The organism is Algoriphagus kandeliae (genome assembly GCF_004571135.1).
GTDB lineage: Bacteria > Bacteroidota > Bacteroidia > Cytophagales > Cyclobacteriaceae > Algoriphagus > Algoriphagus kandeliae.
In genome coordinates, this window is sequence record NZ_SPSB01000001.1 from 204,733 (window position 1) to 227,779 (window position 23,047).

20 protein-coding genes are annotated in these 23,047 nt (G+C 36.6%); 19 read left to right on the plus strand and 1 reads right to left on the minus strand.

Annotated features, from left to right (window positions below):
- The first annotated feature begins 4 nt into the window (after positions 1–4).
- From E4S40_RS00875 to E4S40_RS00915, 9 genes are all read left to right on the plus strand, one after another.
- A complete protein-coding gene (locus E4S40_RS00875) occupies positions 5–583 on the plus strand; it encodes a hypothetical protein (RefSeq protein WP_135069477.1) in 579 nt (192 codons plus the stop codon).
- On the plus strand, positions 580–1,419 hold the full coding sequence (locus E4S40_RS00880) for a hypothetical protein (RefSeq protein WP_135069480.1): 840 nt from the start codon (positions 580–582) through the stop codon (positions 1,417–1,419). Before E4S40_RS00875 ends, E4S40_RS00880 begins: the two co-directional genes overlap by 4 nt.
- Complete coding sequence (locus E4S40_RS00885; protein WP_135069483.1) at positions 1,406–3,859, plus strand: leucine-rich repeat domain-containing protein; 2,454 nt, start codon at positions 1,406–1,408, stop codon at positions 3,857–3,859. The genes E4S40_RS00880 and E4S40_RS00885 overlap by 14 nt, the downstream gene beginning before the upstream one ends.
- Positions 3,860–4,275: 416 nt before the next feature.
- Positions 4,276–5,241 (plus strand): glycosyltransferase family 2 protein, encoded by a 966-nt coding sequence (locus E4S40_RS00890; RefSeq protein WP_317129200.1) that lies wholly within the window; start codon positions 4,276–4,278, stop codon positions 5,239–5,241.
- A 46-nt stretch (positions 5,242–5,287) separates the two neighbouring features.
- On the plus strand, positions 5,288–5,980 hold the full coding sequence (locus E4S40_RS00895) for a GNAT family N-acetyltransferase (protein ID WP_135069486.1): 693 nt from the start codon (positions 5,288–5,290) through the stop codon (positions 5,978–5,980).
- Positions 5,981–6,048: 68 nt separating this feature from the next.
- Positions 6,049–7,242: a dTDP-4-amino-4,6-dideoxygalactose transaminase gene (gene rffA / locus E4S40_RS00900; protein WP_135069489.1), complete on the plus strand. Its 1,194-nt coding sequence runs from the start codon at positions 6,049–6,051 to the stop codon at positions 7,240–7,242.
- Positions 7,243–7,325: 83 nt separating this feature from the next.
- Positions 7,326–8,801: a hypothetical protein gene (locus E4S40_RS00905; RefSeq protein ID WP_135069492.1), complete on the plus strand. Its 1,476-nt coding sequence runs from the start codon at positions 7,326–7,328 to the stop codon at positions 8,799–8,801.
- Positions 8,802–8,848: 47 nt separating this feature from the next.
- On the plus strand, positions 8,849–10,312 hold the full coding sequence (locus E4S40_RS00910) for a hypothetical protein (RefSeq protein WP_135069495.1): 1,464 nt from the start codon (positions 8,849–8,851) through the stop codon (positions 10,310–10,312).
- Entirely contained in the window at positions 10,309–11,484 is a 1,176-nt protein-coding gene (locus E4S40_RS00915) for a hypothetical protein (RefSeq protein ID WP_135069498.1), read from the plus strand. The genes E4S40_RS00910 and E4S40_RS00915 overlap by 4 nt, the downstream gene beginning before the upstream one ends.
- On the opposite strand, the gene E4S40_RS00920 is transcribed toward E4S40_RS00915, so the two are convergent.
- Complete coding sequence (locus tag E4S40_RS00920) at positions 11,445–12,845, minus strand: hypothetical protein (protein WP_135069501.1); 1,401 nt, start codon at positions 12,843–12,845, stop codon at positions 11,445–11,447. The genes E4S40_RS00915 and E4S40_RS00920 overlap by 40 nt on opposite strands.
- Positions 12,846–13,165: 320 nt before the next feature.
- Between E4S40_RS00920 and E4S40_RS00925 the strand changes: the two genes are divergently transcribed.
- The 10 genes from E4S40_RS00925 to E4S40_RS00970 all read left to right on the plus strand — a co-directional run bounded on the left by E4S40_RS00925 (position 13,166) and on the right by E4S40_RS00970 (position 23,042).
- A complete protein-coding gene (locus E4S40_RS00925; protein WP_135069504.1) occupies positions 13,166–13,672 on the plus strand; it encodes a winged helix-turn-helix domain-containing protein in 507 nt (168 codons plus the stop codon).
- Positions 13,673–14,056: 384 nt separating this feature from the next.
- Complete coding sequence (locus tag E4S40_RS00930) at positions 14,057–14,443, plus strand: four helix bundle protein (protein WP_135069507.1); 387 nt, start codon at positions 14,057–14,059, stop codon at positions 14,441–14,443.
- 142 nt (positions 14,444–14,585) lie between these two features.
- Positions 14,586–15,362: an ABC transporter permease gene (locus E4S40_RS00935; RefSeq protein ID WP_135071469.1), complete on the plus strand. Its 777-nt coding sequence runs from the start codon at positions 14,586–14,588 to the stop codon at positions 15,360–15,362.
- A 184-nt stretch (positions 15,363–15,546) separates the two neighbouring features.
- Positions 15,547–16,443, plus strand: a complete 897-nt coding sequence (locus E4S40_RS00940; RefSeq protein WP_135069510.1) for a hypothetical protein — start codon at positions 15,547–15,549, stop codon at positions 16,441–16,443.
- On the plus strand, positions 16,433–17,941 hold the full coding sequence (locus E4S40_RS00945) for an MBOAT family O-acyltransferase (RefSeq protein ID WP_135069513.1): 1,509 nt from the start codon (positions 16,433–16,435) through the stop codon (positions 17,939–17,941). Before E4S40_RS00940 ends, E4S40_RS00945 begins: the two co-directional genes overlap by 11 nt.
- Before the next feature lie 10 nt (positions 17,942–17,951).
- Entirely contained in the window at positions 17,952–18,887 is a 936-nt protein-coding gene (locus tag E4S40_RS00950; RefSeq protein WP_135069516.1) for a hypothetical protein, read from the plus strand.
- Between the two features lie 291 nt (positions 18,888–19,178).
- Positions 19,179–20,441, plus strand: a complete 1,263-nt coding sequence (locus E4S40_RS00955) for an ABC transporter ATP-binding protein (protein WP_135069519.1) — start codon at positions 19,179–19,181, stop codon at positions 20,439–20,441.
- The gene (locus tag E4S40_RS00960; RefSeq protein WP_135069522.1) at positions 20,438–21,169 is read left to right on the plus strand and encodes a hypothetical protein; all 732 of its coding nucleotides are present in this window, start codon (positions 20,438–20,440) and stop codon (positions 21,167–21,169) included. Before E4S40_RS00955 ends, E4S40_RS00960 begins: the two co-directional genes overlap by 4 nt.
- Before the next feature lie 2 nt (positions 21,170–21,171).
- Positions 21,172–22,167, plus strand: a complete 996-nt coding sequence (locus tag E4S40_RS00965) for a glycosyltransferase family 2 protein (protein ID WP_161971746.1) — start codon at positions 21,172–21,174, stop codon at positions 22,165–22,167.
- Positions 22,167–23,042 carry a beta-1,6-N-acetylglucosaminyltransferase gene (locus tag E4S40_RS00970; RefSeq protein ID WP_135069528.1) on the plus strand — a complete coding sequence of 292 codons (876 nt, stop codon included), beginning with the start codon at positions 22,167–22,169 and terminating at the stop codon, positions 23,040–23,042. The genes E4S40_RS00965 and E4S40_RS00970 overlap by 1 nt, the downstream gene beginning before the upstream one ends.
- The last annotated feature ends 5 nt before the right edge of the window (positions 23,043–23,047 follow it).

A 23,047-nucleotide genomic window follows, 5' to 3' on the forward strand; every position in this document is an offset into this window, starting at 1 on the left:
TACAATGAAAAATACCCTAATCCTTTTTCTTGGTCTTTTTCTAGCCAGCTCATTAACAGCAGTGGCACAGTCCGAGAATATCAGTCCTGCAAGAAAGCAAGCAATTGATTCCTTGGCTCTTGAAAAGGTAAAAGACCTTAGTAAATACATCGCCATCATTGGAAGCAAAGACACCCAGTTTTCTGAAGCAAACCGCGTAATGGATCGTGCGGAAGAACTATTCGCTCCTGGAGCTGAAATGGGAGTTTCTAGCATCAATTCTTCTGAAATTGCGTATTACAAAGTCAGAAGATACTTCGAGCGATTGATGGCTTTGAACTATGACCGGGTGAACATTACTTGGTATGATATCCAATATATTTCTGATTTGGAGCGTCAGCCCGATGGTCGATATGTAGGTGTTATTACAATCTTCCAGCGTTTCGAAGGTACTTCTATTGAAACAGGAATGAACTATAAAGACACCACGAAGAAAGACATCACCATTTACGTTGAGAAAAAACAAACTCAAATTGCTGGTCGTACCATCGAATTTTGGGATGTAATGCTCGGTGATGTGCGAGTGACTGAAACTTCAGCATGAGAATAACCCTTATTACCATTGCGATTTTGATCGCAAGCATCTCGATTGTTTCCGCTCAGGGCATAGGCTCTGGCGGAACAATCAAAGATGATGGTCGATTTGCCGCCTCGACCAAACAACTCAATCAATTTTTTCGGCGATTCAATGCGGAGGAATCCATAGACGGAAATACCCGCTTTTATCCCGGCGATTCACTTTATCACAATTCATCCCTTCGGAAAGGCTTTCTTCAAGTCTTATTTGATAATCAGACTAGCGGAATTACGCCGGCCCTCAAGTCCCAATTTGCAGAGCAGGTCATGTCAGAGATATATCCTCAGTACCTCAGTTTCCACCGAGAAGGGTGGTTTGCAGAGGTAAAGACGGAATTTTTCTTCCAAGGAAAACGAGAAACTGCCAATCTAATCCTTAAAATCCAACCTCAGGGATTAGGCTATGAATGGGTAATCGATGCGGTGGATTTTGGACCATTCCGAAATCTTTTTGATAAGCCCGTTGGTGATGAAAAAGACTTCTTACATCCACTTTCCCATGAATTGGGATTCATGAATCTTCGTAGAGCCTTCCAAGACTCGGAGTTGCCAGAAGCCTTTACAGGAAGTTCATTTTCCCCGGATTACCTTTCCATCTTTCTCTATGAAATGAAAAAAGGGAATCTACGATTTGATACTGTAAGTGATGTTCGGTTTCACTTTTTTCAAATCGAAGGATGGTATTTTGAAGTTTCCCAGTTTAACCGTCCAGGATTTAATACAGGTTGGTTGATTTCTAGTCTTGTCAAGCTTAACCCAGGAGATAAAGAAACCCTTCAAAAGTTTATTTATGGCCAGAATTAAAGGTTTTTTTATTCTAGTCTTTGTTTTCTTTTTGGGAATCAATTCGGGTTTTTCACAAACCCTCAAAGGATATACCGAAGAAGAAATCAAATCCTATACTTCCAAAGTGGAGGATCAGGTCCGATTTTTAGAATATTTGCTCAATACAATTGGAGCCCAGGATACACCTACCCGGGATAAGGATGTAATTATCCGGGAAAGTTATTTGAAAATCTTCCGAGATGGCACCGTGCAGGTAGAAGATGACCTCTTACTTGACCGAAAGGTGGTCATCAATAAGGATATTACTGCCTACATGAAGGACATTGAGTTCTTTTATCAAAATGTCGCTTTTCAATTCAAAATCCGGGATGTCAAACCAGGCCAAAAAGAAAATGGAGATGTTTTCTTTGTAGTATCCTTGGATCGAACAATTGAAGCTACCGGAAAGGATGGTGTGAAAGTAAATAATACTAAGCCCCGGTTCGTAGAGGTTAATTTGGATGAAAAGTCTCAAGAGCTAAAAATAGTTAGTATTTATACCACCAAACTCAGCAGAGACGAAGAGCTTTTGGAGTGGTGGGAAATTTTGGATCCGCATTGGAAGTCCTTCTTCAGGGCAGAGTTTTCACTTTCGGAGAATGATTCCATCAATTTGGATTTGTTATACCGATTTGTATCCATGGATTCCTTGGATATTTCTGGTACTGATTCCCTTTTAAACTTAAGTCCTCTCGAATCCCTTCGAGATCTTCGTTACGTGGATTTAAGTGATACTCGCATTATGGATTTGGGTCCAATCTCCAATGTAACTTTTCTGGAATATTTGGATGTATCCAATACACCAACCTCAGATATTCAGTTTATCAAATATTCGGATCGACTGAAAAGTTTGAATCTATCCGGAACCCAAATACAGGAAATTGACGAGCTTCAAAATCTGAAGTCTTTAAAATCACTCAAACTGGTCAATACGCCAATTGTGAGCTATCAGGTGTTGAATGAGTTTGATAGCCTTGAATCCTTAGATTTGACAGAAAGTGGCTTCAACAATGCTGAAAATATTCAGAATTTGAAGCAATTGAAGCAGCTCACTTTAAAAGGAAATTACCTGATTAATTTCTCTAATCTTGGTCAGCTTAAGTCCTTGAAATATCTGGATTTATCCCGGACAAATATTCAGGATTTAACTCCTTTGGTGGGTTTGGATCAACTTGAAACAGTAGATTTGACCGGGACGGAAGTAGCTGATATATCTGGGCTTAATGGAAAACCCAATTTGAGGAAGGTATTAGCGGATGAGACCAAACTCTCCATTGCGTCAGCTGATAATTTTTCCAGAAGAAATCCACAAGTCCTTCTTATACACCACGTCAAAGATTTGGAAAGTTGGTGGGCTGCCTTATCCGAGCCTTGGAAAAACGCCCTTCGAAAAGCCAACCCTGAAATTCGAGGAAATTCTCCGAATATTGAGGTTTTGACTTCTACGATTGGTTTGGAAAAACTGGATTTATCCGGATTGGATATCCAAACATTAAAGCCAATTACTCGATTTGTGAAACTTCAGGAAATTGATTTTTCGGAGAATCCAATTTCGGACCTGCTTCCACTTTCCGAAGTGAAAACTTTGACAAAAATTCAGGCTACTCAGACTCAAGTCCGGGACCTGAGCCCTTTGGCAAATCAAGATTCCATTCAGGTATTAAATTTTGCGGATAGTCCTGTGGAGAGCATTCTGCCAGTTATTGGCATGTCTTTCTTGTCGTATTTGAATGTGGATGGAGGAGCTTTCTTGGAGGATGAAGTGCCGGAGGTATTATTGAAAAAACCGGATTTGACTTTGATTTATCGGGTGACTGAGTTGGAATACTGGTGGGAAGGATTAGGGACCTCTTGGAAGGAATTACTTCGTCGACAGTTTAGCCTGCCCGATAAGCCCTCTACTGAACAATTACACAATTTAACAGCTTTAGCCTCACTTAATTTTGAGCGGGTTTCCATTCAGGATTTAATTCCTTTAAAAACATTTGTAAACCTTCGAAAGCTTGCTGTTTTTGATGCCCCAATTTCTGATATTTCAGCACTTGCTGAAATGAAGCTATTGGAGGATTTGAGTCTTTCTCAAATGCCGGTTGTTGACTTTTCTCCTTTATCGGGTTTGTTCCAACTTCAAAAACTGAATATTTCCAATACGGGGATTGAGGATTTGACTCCTTTGGCTTCCTTGCTTGAATTGCGGACTTTAAATATTTCGGGAACCAATTTGAAGAGTCTGAAAGGTCTAGAGAATCTGGTTCGTTTAGAAGAATTGGATGTCGCCAGTACCAATTTGCGCTCATTAAGACCCATCGAGGGATTACAGAATTTGCAAAAGCTTTCTTGCTTTAATACCCGATTGACAAGCAGGGCAGTGGATCGATTTAAAGAAATTAACCCTAACTGCGAAGTCCGCTTTTATTAACCTCATTTTTGACCTGCATAAAAAAAGAGCCTGATAATTTTATCAGGCTCTTTTTTCAGTTAGACTTCCAAATTTTGAATTCGGAAAAAAGGGATTAAAAAGTAGTGGAAAAAGTCCCTTTTGTAATTCTCGAAAACAATTATGAGAAAAGTTGCTTAATCACCCTATTTCAAAGGTAGAATCTTCAAGCGAAAAAAAAATACCATAAACAGGGTAATTTTTGAGAGTAAGAGACAAAAGTTTTCCACATTTTTATATTATATCTGTTTTTGATATAACAAATCAAAGAATTCTAAAATGTATGATTTATAATCTTCTGTTTTTAGAATTCCTACTTTTCCAGATTTGGTTCGAGCTTCACTAATTTCTTTCCGGGATGTCAAAGTCATTTTCTATTTTAGAAGTCTCATTATTTATTGCCTTCAGCTATTAATCCTAATCCTCACATATCGATTGTAATTCCAGTTTATTTTGGAAGGGATACCCTCGATGAATTGACTGAAAGAATCTGTCAGGTCATGAAGCAATTGGAGAAAACTTTTGAAATAATCTTGGTAGATGATGGAAGCCCCGATGATTCCTGGGAAAAGATCGAGGAATTAGCTCAGGAGGATGGGTTTATCAAAGGGATTAAACTTTCCAGAAACTTCGGGCAGCACTATGCGATAACGGCTGGATTGGATCAGGCAAAAGGGGATTGGGTAGTGGTAATGGATTGTGACTTGCAAGACAGCCCAGAAGAGATTTCCTGGCTTTATCAGAAGGCTATGGAAGGATATGATGTGGTTGTAGGGAAGCGAGTGGATCGGAAAGACCATTTTTGGAGGAAGTTTGGATCCAAGTTATTTTATCGCACCCTTTCCTATTTGACTGGTTCAGAGCAAGATGAAACGATAGCCAATTTCGGGATATATCATCATCGGGTCATTCAGGAGGTGATTGGTATGCGGGAATCCATCCGTTATTTTCCTACTATGATCAAATGGGTTGGATTTCGGCAAATTTCCATTCCTGTCGCACATCAATCCAATCAAAACAGGAAGAGTACCTACCATACCAAAAAGCTCTTCAATTTGGCTTTGGATATCATGTTGGCCTATAGTGATAAACCGATTCGCTTGACTGTTAAGTTGGGGGTAGGCGTAGCGCTGACGGGTTTCTTATTTGCGCTTTATACCTTGATCCGTTATTGGCAGGGTGAAATTATTGTAGCTGGATATGCTAGTTTGATTATTTCTATTTGGGTGCTTGCCGGGGTTTTATTGATCACCTTGGGAGTAGTGGGGCTCTATGTTGGTAAAACCTTTGAGGGAGTGAAAAATCGCCCTATTTACATCATTGAGAAAAAAACATATGGACAAGGAGTCGAAAAAGGTCTTTGACAAAAGCTCATCCATTTGCCATCCTAAATTTCGTCCGTAGAAAAACATGCAATCAAAATTAATTCAAACCCTTTCATTTGATTCTGAACTTTTCGGTTATCCAGTAGGGAAGATCAATTGGGATTCATCCATGACAGAGGCAAGCTTTTTAGTGGAGGCCTCTAATTTCCAGTTGGTGTATATTTTTTCAGAACATGAGCTTCCCCTTTCTTCACCAGATATTCTCCATGTAGACACTAAAGTCATTTTTGAGAAAAATTTAAAAGCAGAAGAGAGCTTTTCAGGAATTTCGACTTTGGAAGAATCCATTCAGAAATACGGTGAAAAGGAAACTTTGCAAACTCTTCAATTCTTAGCTTTTGAAAGCGGACATTATTCTAGGTTCAAAGTTGATTCCAGGCAAAATTCTCAAGAGTTTGAAAAATTATACAAGCTTTGGATTGATAAGGCCATTTCTCAGGGTAATGTATTGGTTGCTGAAAATCTTTCCGGAATGGTGACCTTTGATGAAAAAGAAGGGTTTGCACAAATAGGACTGATCGCTGTTCATCCCCAGCACAGGCGGAAATCTTGGGGGAGAAAATTGATTCATGCGGCAGAGCATGAAGTATTCAAAAGAGGGTTTAGTTTATTAAAAATCCCTACTCAGGAAGCGAATTCCCCAGCCATGAATTTGTACCAGCAAATGGGCTATTCTTTAGATAAGAAAACCTTCATTTACCATTATTGGAGAGTCTAGAAACAACAAGTCAAAGCTTTGTTGGATTCAATTTTTTACCTTACCATAGCTTTCTGAAAATTCATTTCATGGCCTCTTTTCCAAATCCTACTATTCAAATCCCATTCAATAAGCCTTTCCTTGCAGGTAATGAATTTGCCTATATACAAGATGCAGCAGAAAATCTTGGAAAACTTTCTGGAAATGGCTATTACACAGAAAAATGCCAAAACTATTTTGAGGAGAGATATGGTTTTCTTCGTTGCTTTTTGACGACTTCCTGTACAGATGCACTCGAAATGGCTGCCATATTATTGGATATTCAAGAAGGAGACGAAGTCATTGTCCCATCTTTTACTTTCGTTTCAACCGCCAACTCGTTTGCGTTACGGGGAGCCAAAATAATTTTTGTGGATAGTCAAGAAGGTTTTCCAAATCTTGAAGTGAGCCAAATTGAATCTATGATAACACCAAAAACCAAGGCAATCGTGGCGGTTCATTATGCAGGTGTTGCATGTCCTATTCTTGAACTTAAGGCCTTGGCAGAAAAACACGATTTATTTCTTATTGAAGATGCGGCACAGGCAATAAATAGTTTTTTGGGGGATAAGCCCTTAGGTAGTATTGGTCATCTTTCCACTTTTAGTTTTCATGAAACCAAAAATATTCACTGTGGGGAAGGAGGGATGTTGGTGGTGAATGATCCGCGTTTCATCCAGCGTGCAGAAATCATCTGGGAAAAGGGAACCAACCGCTCTGCCTATTTTAGGGGTGAAATTGATAAGTACAGTTGGGTAGATTTAGGAAGTAGCTTCTTGCTTTCTGAAATCAATGCGGCATTTCTTTGGGCTCAATTAGAGAAATTGGAGGAAATCCAAAATAGGAGAAGGCAAATTTGGGAAGACTACCAAGCTTGGTTTTCAGGGGATAAAAAAACACCGAGAGTCTTACCTATTCCTTACCTGCAAATTTTAGAAGAAGCTTTACTTGGCTTAGGGCCCGTAATATTTCAAACCCATACCGGAAATTACCACATCTTTTACTTGCTTTTTGAAAACTCAGAACTACGGCAGCAATATATACAGCGATTAAGGAGAAAGGGAATATTGGCCGTGTTTCATTACCAAGGCCTTCATAAAAGCGCTTTTATTGCTCGAGCCCAACCCGAGACTTTCCAGCAGAGTCTCCCCAATGCTGAAAAATTCAGTGATTGCCTTCTCCGACTTCCCCTATTTTATGATCTGCCCAAACAAGTAAGTTCAGCGTTAAATGTTAAACGTTAAGTGTTAAACTTTTAACCCAAAACATATAACCTTGAACGGTAAATTTTCCAATCTTTAAATTTTCTGATCTTTCAATCAATACCATGCCCAAATTCCTCCTCGGAGCCTCGATCTTAGCTATAGCCATCGTTTTGGCAGGGATAAATCGTGGCTTTGATGTGTCTGATGAGGGATTGTATGTCCTGTTGGCGCATCCATTCCAGGAAAATCAGGGGGGGATATTCAATTACGACCTCTTTTTCAAACTAATATATGAATGGACAGGAATCCATTTCGGAATTGTCGGGCTTCGAGTACTCCGATTAGTATTCTATGCATTGGGAGCTTGTGGCTTAACGAGCTTTTACCAATCAATAAATCCTCAAAAATCATCCTTTAATAAGGTATATTTTCTCTCATTTTTGGGACTGCTTGCCGGATATGGTTTTCTTCCTGCCAGTCTTTCCTACAATCATTTGACGGTTGTATTAACCTGCTTTTGGCTGGCTTTTATTGCCCAACCAAAATGGACATGGATCAATAGCATTTTGATTGGTTTGGTACTAGCGGTGTTAGTATATGTCAAAGTGACCACCTCCATTCTACTTGGGGGTATTTCATTAATCATAATCTTCTGGATTCAAAAGAGGCCTTGGTATCACCTACTTGCATTGATTCTTCCATTTTTGGTTTTGGAACTTATTTTCCACTGGACTTTGGGAGAGAATGCAATTAGCCGATTGAGTGAAGGAATAGCTATCCAAGGCAGTAGAGGGGATTATCAATTTTGGATCTTAATCAAACACACTTTGGTGGGGCTTCTTTGGAGTTTATTGATTTTTGGAGCAGTTTGGTTAGTGAGAAGAAGCCTCAAAAACCAATTCCTGCAACTAGCCATTGTTTTGCCCATCTTCATATTCCTATTTTTCAAAACCAAAATTACCGATGAATGGAATCACTTCTTCTTATTACTTGTTGCTGGAATTTGGGCCTTTACTTTTAATAATCTCTCCTCCAAATCAAAAAGGGAAAGAAGGCTTCCTTGGATTGTTTTGTTAATTTTTCTGCCCTTTATCCTGCATTTAGGGAGCAATGTCTATTGGCTTCGATTAGGGATTCATTATGCGGTTTTCTGGATTTTAGGAATCTATCTTTTGTTGGATGATTTTCCTGAAAAACTTAAATCATGGTTTGGAATTGGGATTTCTTTGATGACTTTACTGCTGGTCTTCAATGGTATTTGGTGGCATCCATTTGAACAAAAAAGTCTTTGGTATGCTACACAGCAATGGAAATACCTTCCCAGAAAGTATATTCAGTTGGTTCCAAGTCAAATCGAGGAATTACAAAAATTGAAAAAAGAAGTGGGTGAGGAGAGTCAATTACTTGCTGCCTATCGCATTTCAGGTATACCTTATCTGTTGGGAAGAACTATGCCGAAAAGCCCGGGATTCTGGGATAAGGCGCAGTTGGAATACTATTTCCCCCAAGGTTATTCCAAGGATATGCTGTATTTTCCTCTTGATTCATTATCTGGTAACTTTACCAATAAGCCTATTTTGCTTCAGCCTTTCGAATGAAAAAAAGTCTTTCAAATTTGATAAGAGCAAACTTTTGGTCATTAGCTATGCTCCTGGCTTTGGTACTTATTTGGTTTTTGCCTTGGCGTTTCCAAGTAAATGATGATGAACTAATGATGTGGCTGGTCTCTGGTGCTTATACCGGACATCCCGAGTCTTATGCCGTATTCATTCACCCTGTCTTGAGTTGGTTGTTTTCAAAGCTTTACAACTTTTTTCCAACTATTCCCTGGTACCCTTTGACTTGGTTTTTTACCTTATTCATTTCTTTTCATGTTTTCACGGCTGCAGTTAAGGAAAAATTTGATTCTGGAATACAAACCCAAATTTGGAATCTGATTCTCTTTGCCTGCATTATTCATTTTGCATTTTTTCTTCAGTTTTCTATAGTTTCTGCTATCGCCACTAGCGCAGGTCTCAGTTATAGATTAGCTAAGTTGCAAGTGTCTCTAGCCCATCCATATAAAATCCTTCCTTCTGATGGCCTGATTCTTTTGGGGGTCTTGATTCGACCCGAGGTCACTATATTATTGACGGGAGCTTTATTAGGAATACTTATTATTTATCCGAAACCGAAAAGGTTTTTCCGTTCTTTTCTGATTCCCATTAGCATCATTCTAATTGGCCTCATCTCTAACTATCTCATCTTGCAGAAAAATGAATTAAAGGAGTTTAATAAGCTTAATACCCTACGATCCCAAGTTTTTGATCATCCCTTTCTTCAATTAGAAAAAGAACAATGGAAAATCGAAAATCCAGAGATTTATCACTTTTCCAATGGTTTGCAGGATTTTGAAAATGACGGTTTGGATGAAGAGAAGTTGGAGATTTGGAAAAGAGTTTTGGATGAAAAGAGAGGAGAACTTCTAAACTTCAATTTCTATCGAAAAGCTTTTTTTACTTATATCGAGCATGAACATTTTTTTATCTCCCTAATGATCATCCTAATTTTATTTTCGGTTTGGATCAACCCCAAAAATGCTCTATTAGCTTTTGGTTTAATCCTTCTGGGATTCTTGGTGTTGGTGCCTTACTATTTATTGAAAATTCAGGTTTATGCGCTGGCATTTTTCTTCTTTCTAGTAGCAATTTTTCTTTTACAACCCCAACTAAGTAAAGAAAAGAGACCTATTATCCTTCGAGCTTTTCAAATTGCTTTGCTTGGAGTATTGGCATTTCACACGCTAGGTTTTTTCCAGTCTTCCAAAAATATTCCAGATTCTAAAGAAATCGACAGAGCTCTTACTGAATTGAAAAAGGAAGGGTTTGATCGGGTAATTTTTGTGGGTGAAAATAAGTGGTATCACCATCTTGTTTTCGACAATCCAATCCCTTTTAAGGTATTTGGTTGGAGCTCTTTGTTCGAAAAAGAGTTTTACCCAGAATTAAAATATCAGAAAGCAGCTTTTTTAATACATGAGAATACCTATGATTCAAACAAAGACTATTTTTTGAATAAAGAAGTTGAGGCAGTTCGCCTGGAGAATTTTATTTTGATTCGAAGTCTATGATCTCCTTAAAGAATCGATCCTACAAAGAAGTAATTTGGTTTTCCCTTTTATTTTTAATTGGATACACTTTATACTTTTTAGTCAAATTCATTCCATACGGAGTAGATATCAAAATCCATAATTTTTATTTAATCGAGTACCTTGAAAATGGCTATTTCCCTATTCCTCCAGGATATTATTTTTTGATTTATTTGCTGGATTTATTCGTTAGCTGGAAGTATCAGTTTTTGTTAAGCTCAATACTTGTCCTTTTATTTTTCTTTGGATGGAAGTATAAAATCATTTTGGAATGGCTTATAAAAGAGTTTGAGGTAAAAGAGAAAAAAGCCTTCATAATTTCCTTAGGGATTATGTTTTTTGGTCCTTTAGTAATTCCATCGATCGACAAGGATTTTTGGTATTTGGGGAAATTTACCCCTACGATTTGGCACAACTCCACCCTGATTGCTGCCTTACCTTTTTCCTTACTATTATTTAAACAAACGCTTGTTTGGTGGGAGAGAAAAACAAGTTCTAGCTACTATAAAATTTGGCTTTTGGCTTTGCTTGTTTTACTCATCAAGCCAAGCTATTTATTCTGTTTTATTCCTCTATTACCCTTATTTTCTGGTATCTACTATGGATTCAATCAAAAAGTCTTTTTCCAAGCACTTCTATTTTCTTTTGGGATGTTGGGCTTGATTTGGGTTGAAAAATATTTAATCTACTCTTGGGATCCGATGATTACTGATTTTTATGAAGTATCCGACCAACCTCAAATAGAAATAAGACCTTTCAAAGTTTGGCTGCATTATGCCTTTGAGCCTATTTGGGATTTTTTTTCAAGCTTTTCACTAAGTATTGCCTTTATTGTCCTTTTTGGTAAAAACCTTTTATTGAAAAATCAGAAACCATTAGCCTTCTCTTTTTCGCTTTTGCTGCTTTCTTTGATCATCTATTGGCTTTTCGCAGAAACAGGCTTTCGGGAATGGCATGCCAATTTCTACTGGCAGATTCCTATTAGTTACTTGATTCATTTAGTGATAATGATTGGATTTGTTTTTCGGAGAATATCAGGTAAAAACGGGAAATATGATTTGAAAACCCTTACATTCTTGACTCTTTTCTCCCTTCATGTTCTGAGCGGCATAGCTTATTGGGGAAGAATTTTTACCGAACGAATCATCAGTTGATTCTCCTGTTTTTCTAAAAAATGGCTTGCAGGAACTTCTTCTACTGAATAATAAGGTAGTATATATCGAATCAGCTTGCCTTCAAAATTAATTGTGGGTAATGACTCAAGATCATAATCTGCTAAAAGACTGGAATCTACCCGAACCAAAGCATGATTCAAATCCTTTAAGTTTGAAATGATTTCTGAACCTATAGGAGTAGGAGTATAGTCATTACGAAGTGAAATCACTTTGTGCTGAAAAGGAAGAATCAATAGAAAACTTAGAAGACTTATTCCAACCATGAGTTTACTTCTCAATTTGAAGGGATGGTATTCAATAATTCCTAAATTCAAAAGAATTGTCACCGAACTGAGCATTCTCCAATCTGTCCATTCATATGTTTTATAGAGTACAATGGAAAAGATGAGCTGGATGAGTAGGAGGTAAGTACTGATGCGGATAAGCTGATTTCTCTTTAGAAAGCCAATTCCTAAAGCCAAACTTACAAGCACCCATATTTTCCAACCCCAATAATATTTCCCCTCTGAATAGGTCAAAAAGAAATAGATGTTTCGTTTGGTGTTAAAGTAGATTTCATGGAAAGACGATCCAAATTCCCCTGATTTTAGAAAGCTTATAGCATTGGAAAAAACAGTTGGAGTTTGTTCATGGAAAAAACTAGCATATAAAAAAGCAGAAACTAATCCAACAAGACTTAGGCTAATCCCAAACCATATTTTTTTTGGCAAAAAATAAAATCCTAGTGCAAGCAAAGTAAAGAACCAGGTACTCCGAATGAGGCCAGCCAGAAAAATTCCAAGGATCAACACTACTAAATTCCACCGAGAAAATTCTTTCAAATATCTAGTGAGAAGGAGATAAAGCCCAATTGCTATTGCAAGATGGATCAATTCTGGCATAAAACTGAAGGCATAAAATAGGGTATAAGGACTTCCCAGAATTAAGATTACCTGGAGAAACTTATAAGGTTGCCTCCGATTTTGCCAGACTAAAAGAAGTATAGCAATAAAGAAAAGGAAGTAATTAACTAAAGGGATATGCATGGATTCAGGTATCCCCAGCTTTAACGCAGTGCCATAGATAATGGGATAGCTAGGTCCATGGGCATCGAAGGCACCAATTTTCGAACCCTTCCCCGAGTAAGTGAACGAGGCTCTTAATTCCTTGCTTTGAAAATAACTCTCCGAATTTTTCTGATAAAAAACTTCGTCTCCATAATATGGTCCAAAGCCTGAGGAAACCTTCAAAAAAAAGAAAGCATACACCGAAAGAATAAGCAAAATCCCAAGGATATATAGTTTATCCAAGGAGGTGTTTTTATCGAAGTCCTGCTTCTTTATAAAACTTTGATTATTCAAAAACTTGAAATTCAGTGATGAAGCTAAATAACAGAATTATAGGACAATTTCCTGAAGACTTTATTTCAAAAGCATTTGCTTTTTAATAATAAGACAAAAATATCTATCAAATGAATTTGCATTTTTTCCAATTCTACATTTTATTTATCATCGAGTAATTTTTTTACTCAATAATATAAGTTTATTAATTATTACTTAAAAAAAACGTCCCAAGAAGTAATAGAGATAAATATCCTTAGAAGTTCAAAGTTCTATGTTCAACGTTCAATGTAGAACCCGAAACGTGGAACACTGAACTCAAAACGTAGAACCCTAATCCTTTGCTCGACTCCCTCGTCACATCCAAAACCCGAATTAAACTTCTCCTGAAGTTTTTTTCTCATACCAATTCAGGCTACTTGCGTTCCCTTGCCAAGGAATTTGAGGAGTCTACAAATTCGGTACGGGTGGAACTTAACCGGCTTACGGAAGCAGGCTTGCTATTGTCGGAAGAGGATGGAAAAACCAAAGTCTATAAAGCCAATCAGGGACATCCCTTCTTTCAAGAAATAAAAAATATGGTCTCCAAATTTCTAGGTTTGGATGACTTAATGGAGCGAATCGTCAAGCGAATGGGAGATGTGGAAAAGGCTTATATAGTAGGGGATTATGCAAAAGGAATAGATTCGGGAACGGTTCAAATGATATTGATTGGGAATAATCTGGATCAGGAATATCTGGACTTCATTCGGCAAAAGACCTTCGAAAAAGTTAACCGCCAAGTGGAGGTGGATATCCTGGATTCTGATCCGGGAGATGTGCAGGGGATATTGATCTTTGGGAAATAGAGGTTTTGGGTTCTAGGTTCAAAGTTCAGGGTTGTAGAAAATAAACTCGAGATCTTGAACACTGAAAAAATAAGAATTCTACCCAAGAACTCTTGCAAATCCCAAAGCACCGAGTAATTTTATTACTCAGTCGTCATTGCGAGGAGGTCAGTATGACCGACGAAGCAATCTCCTCAAAGAGACTGCTTCGGCTCCTAATGGAACTGTAAGTAAGTCTTTGAAAAGGAGAGTATCGCCTCGCAGTGACGGATGATGCTAACTCCCAAATGGGAGTGAAAGGGCGAAGCTGTGGTGTCGTTCCACGTTCCATGTTCAAAGTTCTACGTTCCTAAAACTCAACACGTACAACTCAAAACCCAAAACGTCCAACGTAAAACGTTCAAGATGAAAGTCCAAAGATTTGAGGATTTGGAAATTTGGAAGGAAGCAAGGGAAATAAGTGCGTTGATTAAAGAGATAACCCGAAAGCCAGATTTTTCAAAGGATTTTAAGTTTGCCTCCCAGATTACTAGTTCTTCTGGATCTACAATGGACAACATTGCAGAAGGTTTCGATCGAGACGGAAATAAAGAGTTTTTTCAGTTCCTATCTATAGCAAAGGGATCAAACTCTGAAACAAGATCTCAAGCTTATAGAGCATTTGATTACAAGTATATTAATGAAGCTGAATTGAATGAAATCCTTACCCGAACAGAAAAGCTCAAAGCGAAGATCAATTCGCTAATGCTATACCTCAAAAATTCAGATCGAAAAGGAAACAAATACACTTGAACGTTCAACGTTCAAGGTTCTATGTTCGACGTATAACCCTAAACGTACAACGTTCACCGTAGAACCCAAAACGTAAAACGTACAACCCAAAACTTTGAACACGGAACACTACAAAGTAATCGAACCCTCCTCCGGATGGAAGATGGTGGACTTCAAGGAGCTCTGGCGCTATAAGGATCTCCTATATTTCCTGACGCTTCGCGGAATCAAGGCCCGCTACGCACAGTCTATTCTTGGGGTTTCTTGGGCCATTATCCAACCGCTTTTTACAACGGTGGTCTTTACTCTGGTTTTCGGAGGCTTGGCCAAGGTGGACTCGGATGGGATGCCTTATATCTTATTTTCTTATCTGGCTTTATGGCCTTGGAACTATTTCTCCGGCACGCTCACTGAATCAGCCAATTCACTGATCCAAAATGCCAATATGATCACCAAGGTCTATTTCCCACGCATGGTCTTGCCGCTTTCAGCCTTACTTTCCAAAATGCTGGACTTCACCATTGCCTTTGTGGTCGTGATCTTTATGCTGATCTATTTCAAGCAAGTTCCGGGATGGGGAGTGCTTTTCACACCCTTTCTGATAATTCAGCTCTTGATGTGTAGTTTGGGAATCGGCATGTTTCTCTCGGCCTTGGCGGTAAAGTATCGAGATGTGAAGCATGCGCTGACTTTCTTGGTGCAACTCCTGCTCTATGCTGCTCCAGTGGTATATAGCACTTCAGCTGTTCCGGCTGTATATCAAAAGTTCTACATTCTCAATCCCATGGTTGGGGTAATCGAAGGCTTCCGCGCCGCCTTCCTGAACAGGCCCATGCCTTGGGATTGGATTTGGCCAGGGACTATCGTTGCGGTGGTCGTCTTTGTTTTTGGGATGATGTATTTTCGAAAAATGGAACGCACTTTTGCCGATGTGGCATAAAGGTTCTACGTTCTACGTTCAAGGTTTTACGTTCCATCAACCCTGTCAAACTGAGCAGCCTTTCCCGATCCAGTATAGGCAAAGTCGTACTCCCAAAACGCTTAACCTGAAACGTTAAATGTTCCACATTCTAAATTAAAAAAGTCTTTGAGTGTCAATTCTTGTGAATTTCTGATTTTAGAAAATGATTCAATTCATTAGTAAAACATTCCTTTTCATTATTATTTCCTTCATACTACTTTTTTTGATTTTTGCTTTTGGGGATAAAGGTCTTAAAAAGGAAAGATTGGGGTCAGTTTCAAAAGGAATAAAAACTGATATACTGATTTTAGGAACTTCTAGAGCATATAGGCATTTTGATACTCAAGTATTAGAAAAATCTACTGGTAAAGAGTTTTTTAACCTTGGATTAGATGCCTCGGGGTTCCAAACTCAGAAAGAACTATTGAAATACTTCATAAAGTATAACGGATACCCTAAAGAGATAATTTGGGAGTATAATTTTGGTTTTCTAAACAAAGAAAGAAATATCTATGATTTTGAGCTTTTACTTCCTATAGCTGACGAATACAATATTTTTCATTTACTAAATAAATTTAAAATCATTTCAAAATGGTTGTATCCCATTAAAACTTTCCGCTATATAGGACATACTGAGGTAATATTGAGAGGAGTTAAAAATCAAATTAGACCTAAAGAGTTTTTAGACTATAAAATCCAAAATCTAAAATGGAATAAAGAAAGTTTTGAGTCCATATATTTAAATGGAAATTTTCGTTATGAAAAGGAAATAAGTCAGGGTAGTCTTTCTTCCTATCTAGAGATTATTGATGACTTAAAAAAAAATAATGTAAAGATTACAATGGTCTTTACTCCTATGTATTCAGGAGTTTTTCTAGTAAATGATGAAAAATACGATCTTTTAAATTATTATGACTCTTTATTTTCAAATAATTATGTAAGAGATCTCAACTTTCTGTTTTCAACAATATCTGATGATACATTAAATTTTTATAATGCATTGCATATGAATAGAAATGGGGTAGATAAATTTTCAAAGGAATTTTTGAATGCTTTTTAATTCTTTCGAATTTCTTATTTTCCTTCCAATAGTATTTTTACTCTATTGGTTTGTATTTCAGAAGAATCTTAAAGCCCAAAATGCTTTTATCCTCCTCGCTAGCTATGTGTTTTATGGCTGGTGGGATTGGAGATTTTTAGGGTTAATTATTGCCAGTTCGGCAGTGGATTATTATTGTGGATTGAAGATGGGGGCCGTCATTGCGAGGAGGAACGACGAAGCAATCTCCCCGAAAGGATCACCAAATACCGATTATACATCCAATCAGCTGTCGACTATTGACCGTGGACTGTTGACGAGAAAGGCCTATTTAGCCATCAGTCTTACCTTCAACCTCGGTCTCCTCGGCTTTTTCAAGTACTTCAACTTCTTTATCGAATCAGCCTCTGACTTTATCAACTTATTGGGTTTCCAGGCTCATCCCAGCACGCTGAATCTGATTCTACCTGTAGGGATTAGCTTCTATACCTTCCAAACAATGAGTTATACCATCGATGTCTATCGAGGAAAGATGGAATCAACAAAAGATCCTGTCGCTTTTTTCTCCTATGTGGCTTTCTTTCCCCAATTGGTAGCAGGACCAATCGAAAGAGCATCCCATCTTTTACCACAGTTTCTTAAAAAAAGAGAGTTTGAGTACCAACAGGGGTCAGATGGGATGAAGCTGATTCTCTGGGGACTATTCAAAAAAATGGTGATAGCGGATAATTGCGCTTTAGTAGTCAATCCCATTTTTGAAAATTATCAAACTGCTTCTGGTTTAGAATTAATTATGGGGGCTGTGCTCTTTTCCTTTCAGATATATGGAGACTTCTCAGGCTACTCAGATATCGCTATTGGAACAGCTAAGCTCTTTGGATTCGATTTAATGACTAATTTCAAAACTCCCTATTTCTCAAGAGATATTGGCGAGTTCTGGCGTAGATGGCATATTTCACTTTCCACTTGGTTTCGGGATTATGTCTACATTCCTTTGGGAGGAAGTAGAGTTTCCAAACCCAAAGCCATTCGAAATATTTTCATCGTATTCTTAGTATCAGGTTTCTGGCATGGAGCGAACTGGACTTTTATAGCTTGGGGAGCTATTCATGCTACTTTATTTATTCCATTCTTTGTCTTAGGCAAGAACCGAACTTATCTGGATGAAGGAAGGCATTTGATTCCTTCTTTTGGAGAAGTAATTCAAATAATGGGGACTTTCACCTTAGTCACAATTGCTTGGGTGTTTTTTAGAGCAGATAGTATAGAAACTGCTTTTGAGTATATAAATGCATTTTTCAAGAATCCATTAAATGAGGGTTTTAGATTTTCTCTTTATCAACTTCCTTTTGCCGCAGTAATCATGATGCTAAGTTTAGAGTGGATTTTCAAAGGAAAACAAATTCTCGCTTTCAAATTATCGTTCCTGCGCTATGTCGGATATGTGGGGGTGGTAATGACTATTTTGTTTTTTGGAGCATTCTTTAATCCTCAGGATTTTATTTATTTCCAATTTTAGCTGAGTTCTAGTGAATAAATTTCTTCTGAAAGGGCTTATTTTTTTCTTTATCTGCTTAGGACTATCCTATGTTTTAGATTATATGATTCAGGAGGGATTAAAAACTTCAAATTATAGAGAAATCACCAAATGGAATGAGGTTACCCAAGGTGGTATAAATGCTGAAATTTTGATAGTTGGTTCTTCGAGAGCACTTGTACATTTTGATTGCGAATATATAGAAAAGGCCACTGGAAAATCTTGTTATAATTTGGGATTTGATGGAACGACCTATCCTCTTCAGAAATTAATGTTGGAATTGTATTTAAGCAATAACATAAAACCAAAAGAGCTTATTTGGTCCCTTGATTATCATTCTTTTACTTCGGTGCCTGATTATTATGGATTTGAACAGTTGGTTCCTTATAGGGAAAATTCTTATGTTCAAAAAATGCTTTCAATGCATGAAACCCCAAACTACCAATTTCAAATTCCCTTATTTAGATATTCTTATAATCCAAAAATGAAAGTGATTGGAATTTATTCCTATTTCGGAAAATACCACCGAGAACCAATTTTAATCTATGGATATCGTAAGCAGAACAAAAAATGGGATGGGAATTTTGATTTGTTTAAGAAACAAAATTCCAAGGGACACAACGTAGTCTTCAAAGAAGAGCTGTTTCATGATTTTACGGCACTCAATCAACAGCTGCTAAATCAGAAGATTTCCATTGAATGGGTTGTAGCTCCTTACTTAGAGGAATACAACAAACTTCTTTACAACCGCTCGGAACTCCTAGAACTCCTTTATGATACGGCTGGTCAATTGAAAGCCCCCTTTTACGATTATTCCAGCAGTGAGATCAGTCATTCTCGGAACAATTTCTACAATGCCACACACTTAAATCAACAAGGTATGGATTCATGGATGGGGGAGTTTAGTGAAAATTTAATAACTAATTAAAATCGAACAACTTGTAGATTTTATCACTGATAAGATCAAAGTTTAGGGTAAGTTAGGTTGGAGCCCTAGTAGGGCAACAAATAGTGAATCCCATGGGAAGTTCGAGTCTTCTCATGAGCACTAAAAAAATCTCCTTAATCGCTTAGTAAAGCCCTAACCAAATGAAATAGCTTGGGAGTTTAGAAAATTGTAATTGCCTCCTAAATTAAATAAGAACCTTGTTCCTTAGAATAAAAGATTTTTCAAAATTACTACAAAAAAGAGATACTATGAAGAGTCTTTCTGTAACCAATGAGTAAACCTGTAATCAAAGTCCAAAACCTCTCCAAACGCTACCGTCTTGGCCTTAAAGAAAAGCAAGCTGAAACCCTTGCAGGTCAAATTTCACAAGTTATTCGGTCCCCTTGGGAAAACTTAAAGAAACTCCGGAAACTGAGTCGATTTGACCAAGAAGATGAATCAGTTTTTTGGGCTTTGAAAGATGTTTCATTTGAAGTAAAAGAAGGAGAAGTCTTAGGGATAATAGGAAAGAACGGTGCGGGTAAGTCCACTTTACTAAAAATTTTGTCCCAAATCACCGAACCCACTTCAGGAAAGATCGAAATCCATGGTAGAGTAGCATCCTTATTGGAAGTGGGGACAGGATTTCATCCCGAACTTTCCGGAAGAGAGAATATCTATATGAATGGGACCATTCTTGGTATGACACGTCGGGAAATTGATTCAAAACTTGAGGAGATTATTGATTTCTCAGGAATAGAAAAATTCATTGATACACCTGTCAAGTTTTATTCTTCTGGCATGAAAGTTCGCCTAGGGTTTTCAGTAGCCGCTCATTTAGATCCAGAGATTCTGATTATTGACGAAGTATTGGCAGTGGGAGATTATGAGTTCCAGAAAAAGTGCTTGGGAAAGATGGAGGATGTAAGTAAGAATCAGGGTAGGACAGTTCTCTTTGTGAGTCATAGTATGAGTGCGGTTCAAACCCTATGCTCTTCTACTATTATGCTAGAAAATGGAAAAATTGTTGTTACTGGCCCAACTGATAAAATTATAAAGAGATATTTAGGCGCTGGAAGTCCTGATAATTTTTTTGAATTAAAAAATGGTGATGTTTTAGGGGAGGGAAGCCGAAAAATATCCTTAAAAAGTGTTTTTTTTTCAAGCGATTTAAATCAACAAGTTCCGGTTTGCTCTGGTCTCGATTTATTTATTACTTTGAATTTAGAACTTAATGAGAATATTTTTAATCGAGGAGAAAGAGTAGATCTTAGAATAGACAATCAGTTAGGTCAGCGTCTTTTATGGCTGAGTACTAAAGTCGAAAATCAATTAGATTTAAGGTCAGGAAAGCTTGTGTTCAAAGTTCCAAATTGCCCTTTGGTGCCTGATGAGTATGTGCTTACAGTTTATATTCATGATGGAATAGAGGTGTCACATTGGCTACCAGCAGTAACAACTTTTAAGGTTGAGAACTCTAAATATTTCTCGAATGGCTTACAGATTCCTCCAGGACAAACAAATATCATTTACCCTTTTGAAATAATACAATGAGGAGTTTTTTAGCTAAAATTAGAGACAAACTTTTTGGGATTGACAAAATAGCATTTCTGATAAAAAATGAAAGTGAAAAACAAATTCAAAAGGCAGATTTTAAATATAGGGAACTAAAGGCAATTGAAATTCTAAAACCATATTTACCAGATGGGTTTCTTTTTGAGACTAGTTATTCTATATCATTTCAAACTATTCAGCATATAATTAATGACATAGTAATTTATAAGCCCAAAATTATTTTGGAATTTGGGTCAGGGCTTTCAACTTTGATAATAGGTAATTTCATCAAAAAGCAAAAGCTGGAAACCAAATTGATAAGCTTAGATGATGACAATTCTTGGCAAAATTTGCTAAAAAGCCAAAGTAAGGAAGTAGATTTTTATTGTATTCCTTTAATTGAAAACAATCCTCTATCTTTTCAAGGAAAAGGAATATGGTTTGGTATTCCCTCAGATCACCCCGTTACAAAAGAAAAATATGACATGGTCATTGTCGATGCTCCCAAAGGTTCATCAAGTAAATTTTCTAGGTTCGGTTTCATTCCCTTTGTGAAAGATAGACTTTCCAAGGATGCTATAATATACCTAGATGATACTGACAGGTTCGATGAAAAGGTTATCTCGGATTTTATTATTTCTGAACTTGGAAATAGGATGACTATTCAAAAGTATTATAGATATTCAAGGTTTTCATCAAACCAAGATTATTACACATCTCCTTCATAATTGTGGATTTAAAAAAGCCGCAAGTCTCAATTCTCATTCCCAACTATAACAAAGCTCCTTACATTCAAGAAACTTTGGATTCAGTTCTTGCTCAGACTTATACCGATTGGGAATGTATTATTGTGGATGATCATAGTACTGATAATTCTTGGGAGATTCTGGAGAATTATGCTGAAAAGGATTCAAGGTTTAAAATCTATCGAAGACCTGGTCATTTACCTAAAGGTGGAAATGTTTGTAGAAATTTTGCTTTTGAATTATCAAAAGGAGAATTTATTCAATGGTTCGATAGTGATGATTTGATGTATAATTCTTTTTTAAAGGAAAGGTTGAATTATATTTCAAATCCAGAGATAGATTTTTCAGTTTTCATTCAAGAGTCTAAGTTTTATAATAAAGAAAAAAAAAATAGAAAGAAGGATATCATACATGATTTTCTAATGCTAAGAGCGGTTTGGAGTGGACCTAGTATGATCATAAAAAGAAGTTTTTTGGTTAAAAATAAATTAAGTTGGATCCCAGAATTAACTTATTTTCAAGATATCTACTATTCTATATATTTAATTAATCTTGGTAGATTTGAGCTAAATTTTATTAATGACTGGGAATGGAGATCTATTACTTTGGATCATTTAGGATATAAATCTGATATGATTAACGATTTTTTAATAAATAAATCCCAAATTAGTATTCATTTCAAAGCGTTAAGATATCTTTGTAATGGTGATGTTTTAAATTTTTATTTTAACTGGTATTGTTATAGAAGAGTCTGGGATATTTATAGGTTAAATATAGATAATAAGCAAAGTCCATATCCTTTATTTTCATATCTTATCGCCCCTATTCAATTTAGAACAATTTCCTTATTTGAAGGTGTTTTCATTTTATTGTTTGGTTTTATCTCTTTTTTATTTAATAAAATAAATAAAAGAATTTCACTTAGCTTTCTATTTCGGGCTACAAAAAAACATCATTCATTAAAAGTTTCGAAAATTTAATGTACAATAAGCCTTACGCTATTTTAATAATCTCTCATAAAAGTAAAAATCAGCTTGAACGTATTATTTCCTTTTTCGAAAATTCATTGTTTGAGGTTTATATTCACTTGGACAAGACAGCTGATTTTAAACTTTCTGACATCAAAGGAGAATTTAGGCCTTTAATAAATCAGTTACCCTGTAGTTGGGGGGAGTATAATGTAACTTTAGCCACTTTTTCTTTACTTGAAAAAGCTTTTAATGACGGAAAAAAATATTTTTTTCTAATAAGTGGAGAAGATTTTCCTATAAAATCAAAAGAATATTTACATGAATTTGTCAAAGAAAACATTTTAAATGATTTTTTTAATGTTATCCCTTTGTCAGAAGCCCTTAATGATTCTAGGTTAATTAATTTTAAAAATAGATTTAGATTTGTTCATATTCCAAAACGGTCTCCTTCGAATTTTTTAGAAAAAATTAAGTTCAGTTTCTTTTATCGTTTTAAAAAACTCCAAATAAAATACGATTTTTTAAAATTTAGTATTCCAAGAAATATTTATGTGGGAGTAAATTGGTTTAATTTAAGTCGAGATACAGTTGAGAAATTATTAATAGGATTTAAGGGCAATTTTCTTCTAAGGCAAAGGTTAAAGATTTGTTTAAGTAGTGAAGAAATTTTACCACACACTTTGTTTTGGATCATTCATAATCCTCAAACTTGGATTAATGATTCATTACGTTTCGCTAAATGGAAAGAAAGAAAAGCCAATCCTGAATACCTTGATAAATCTGATGTTGATGATTTGCTAAAATCTCCAGCCTTATTTGCAAGAAAATTTAATGATATATCTGTAATTGATTATTTAGAAGGTAAGCTTTTGAGGATAAATTGAAATAA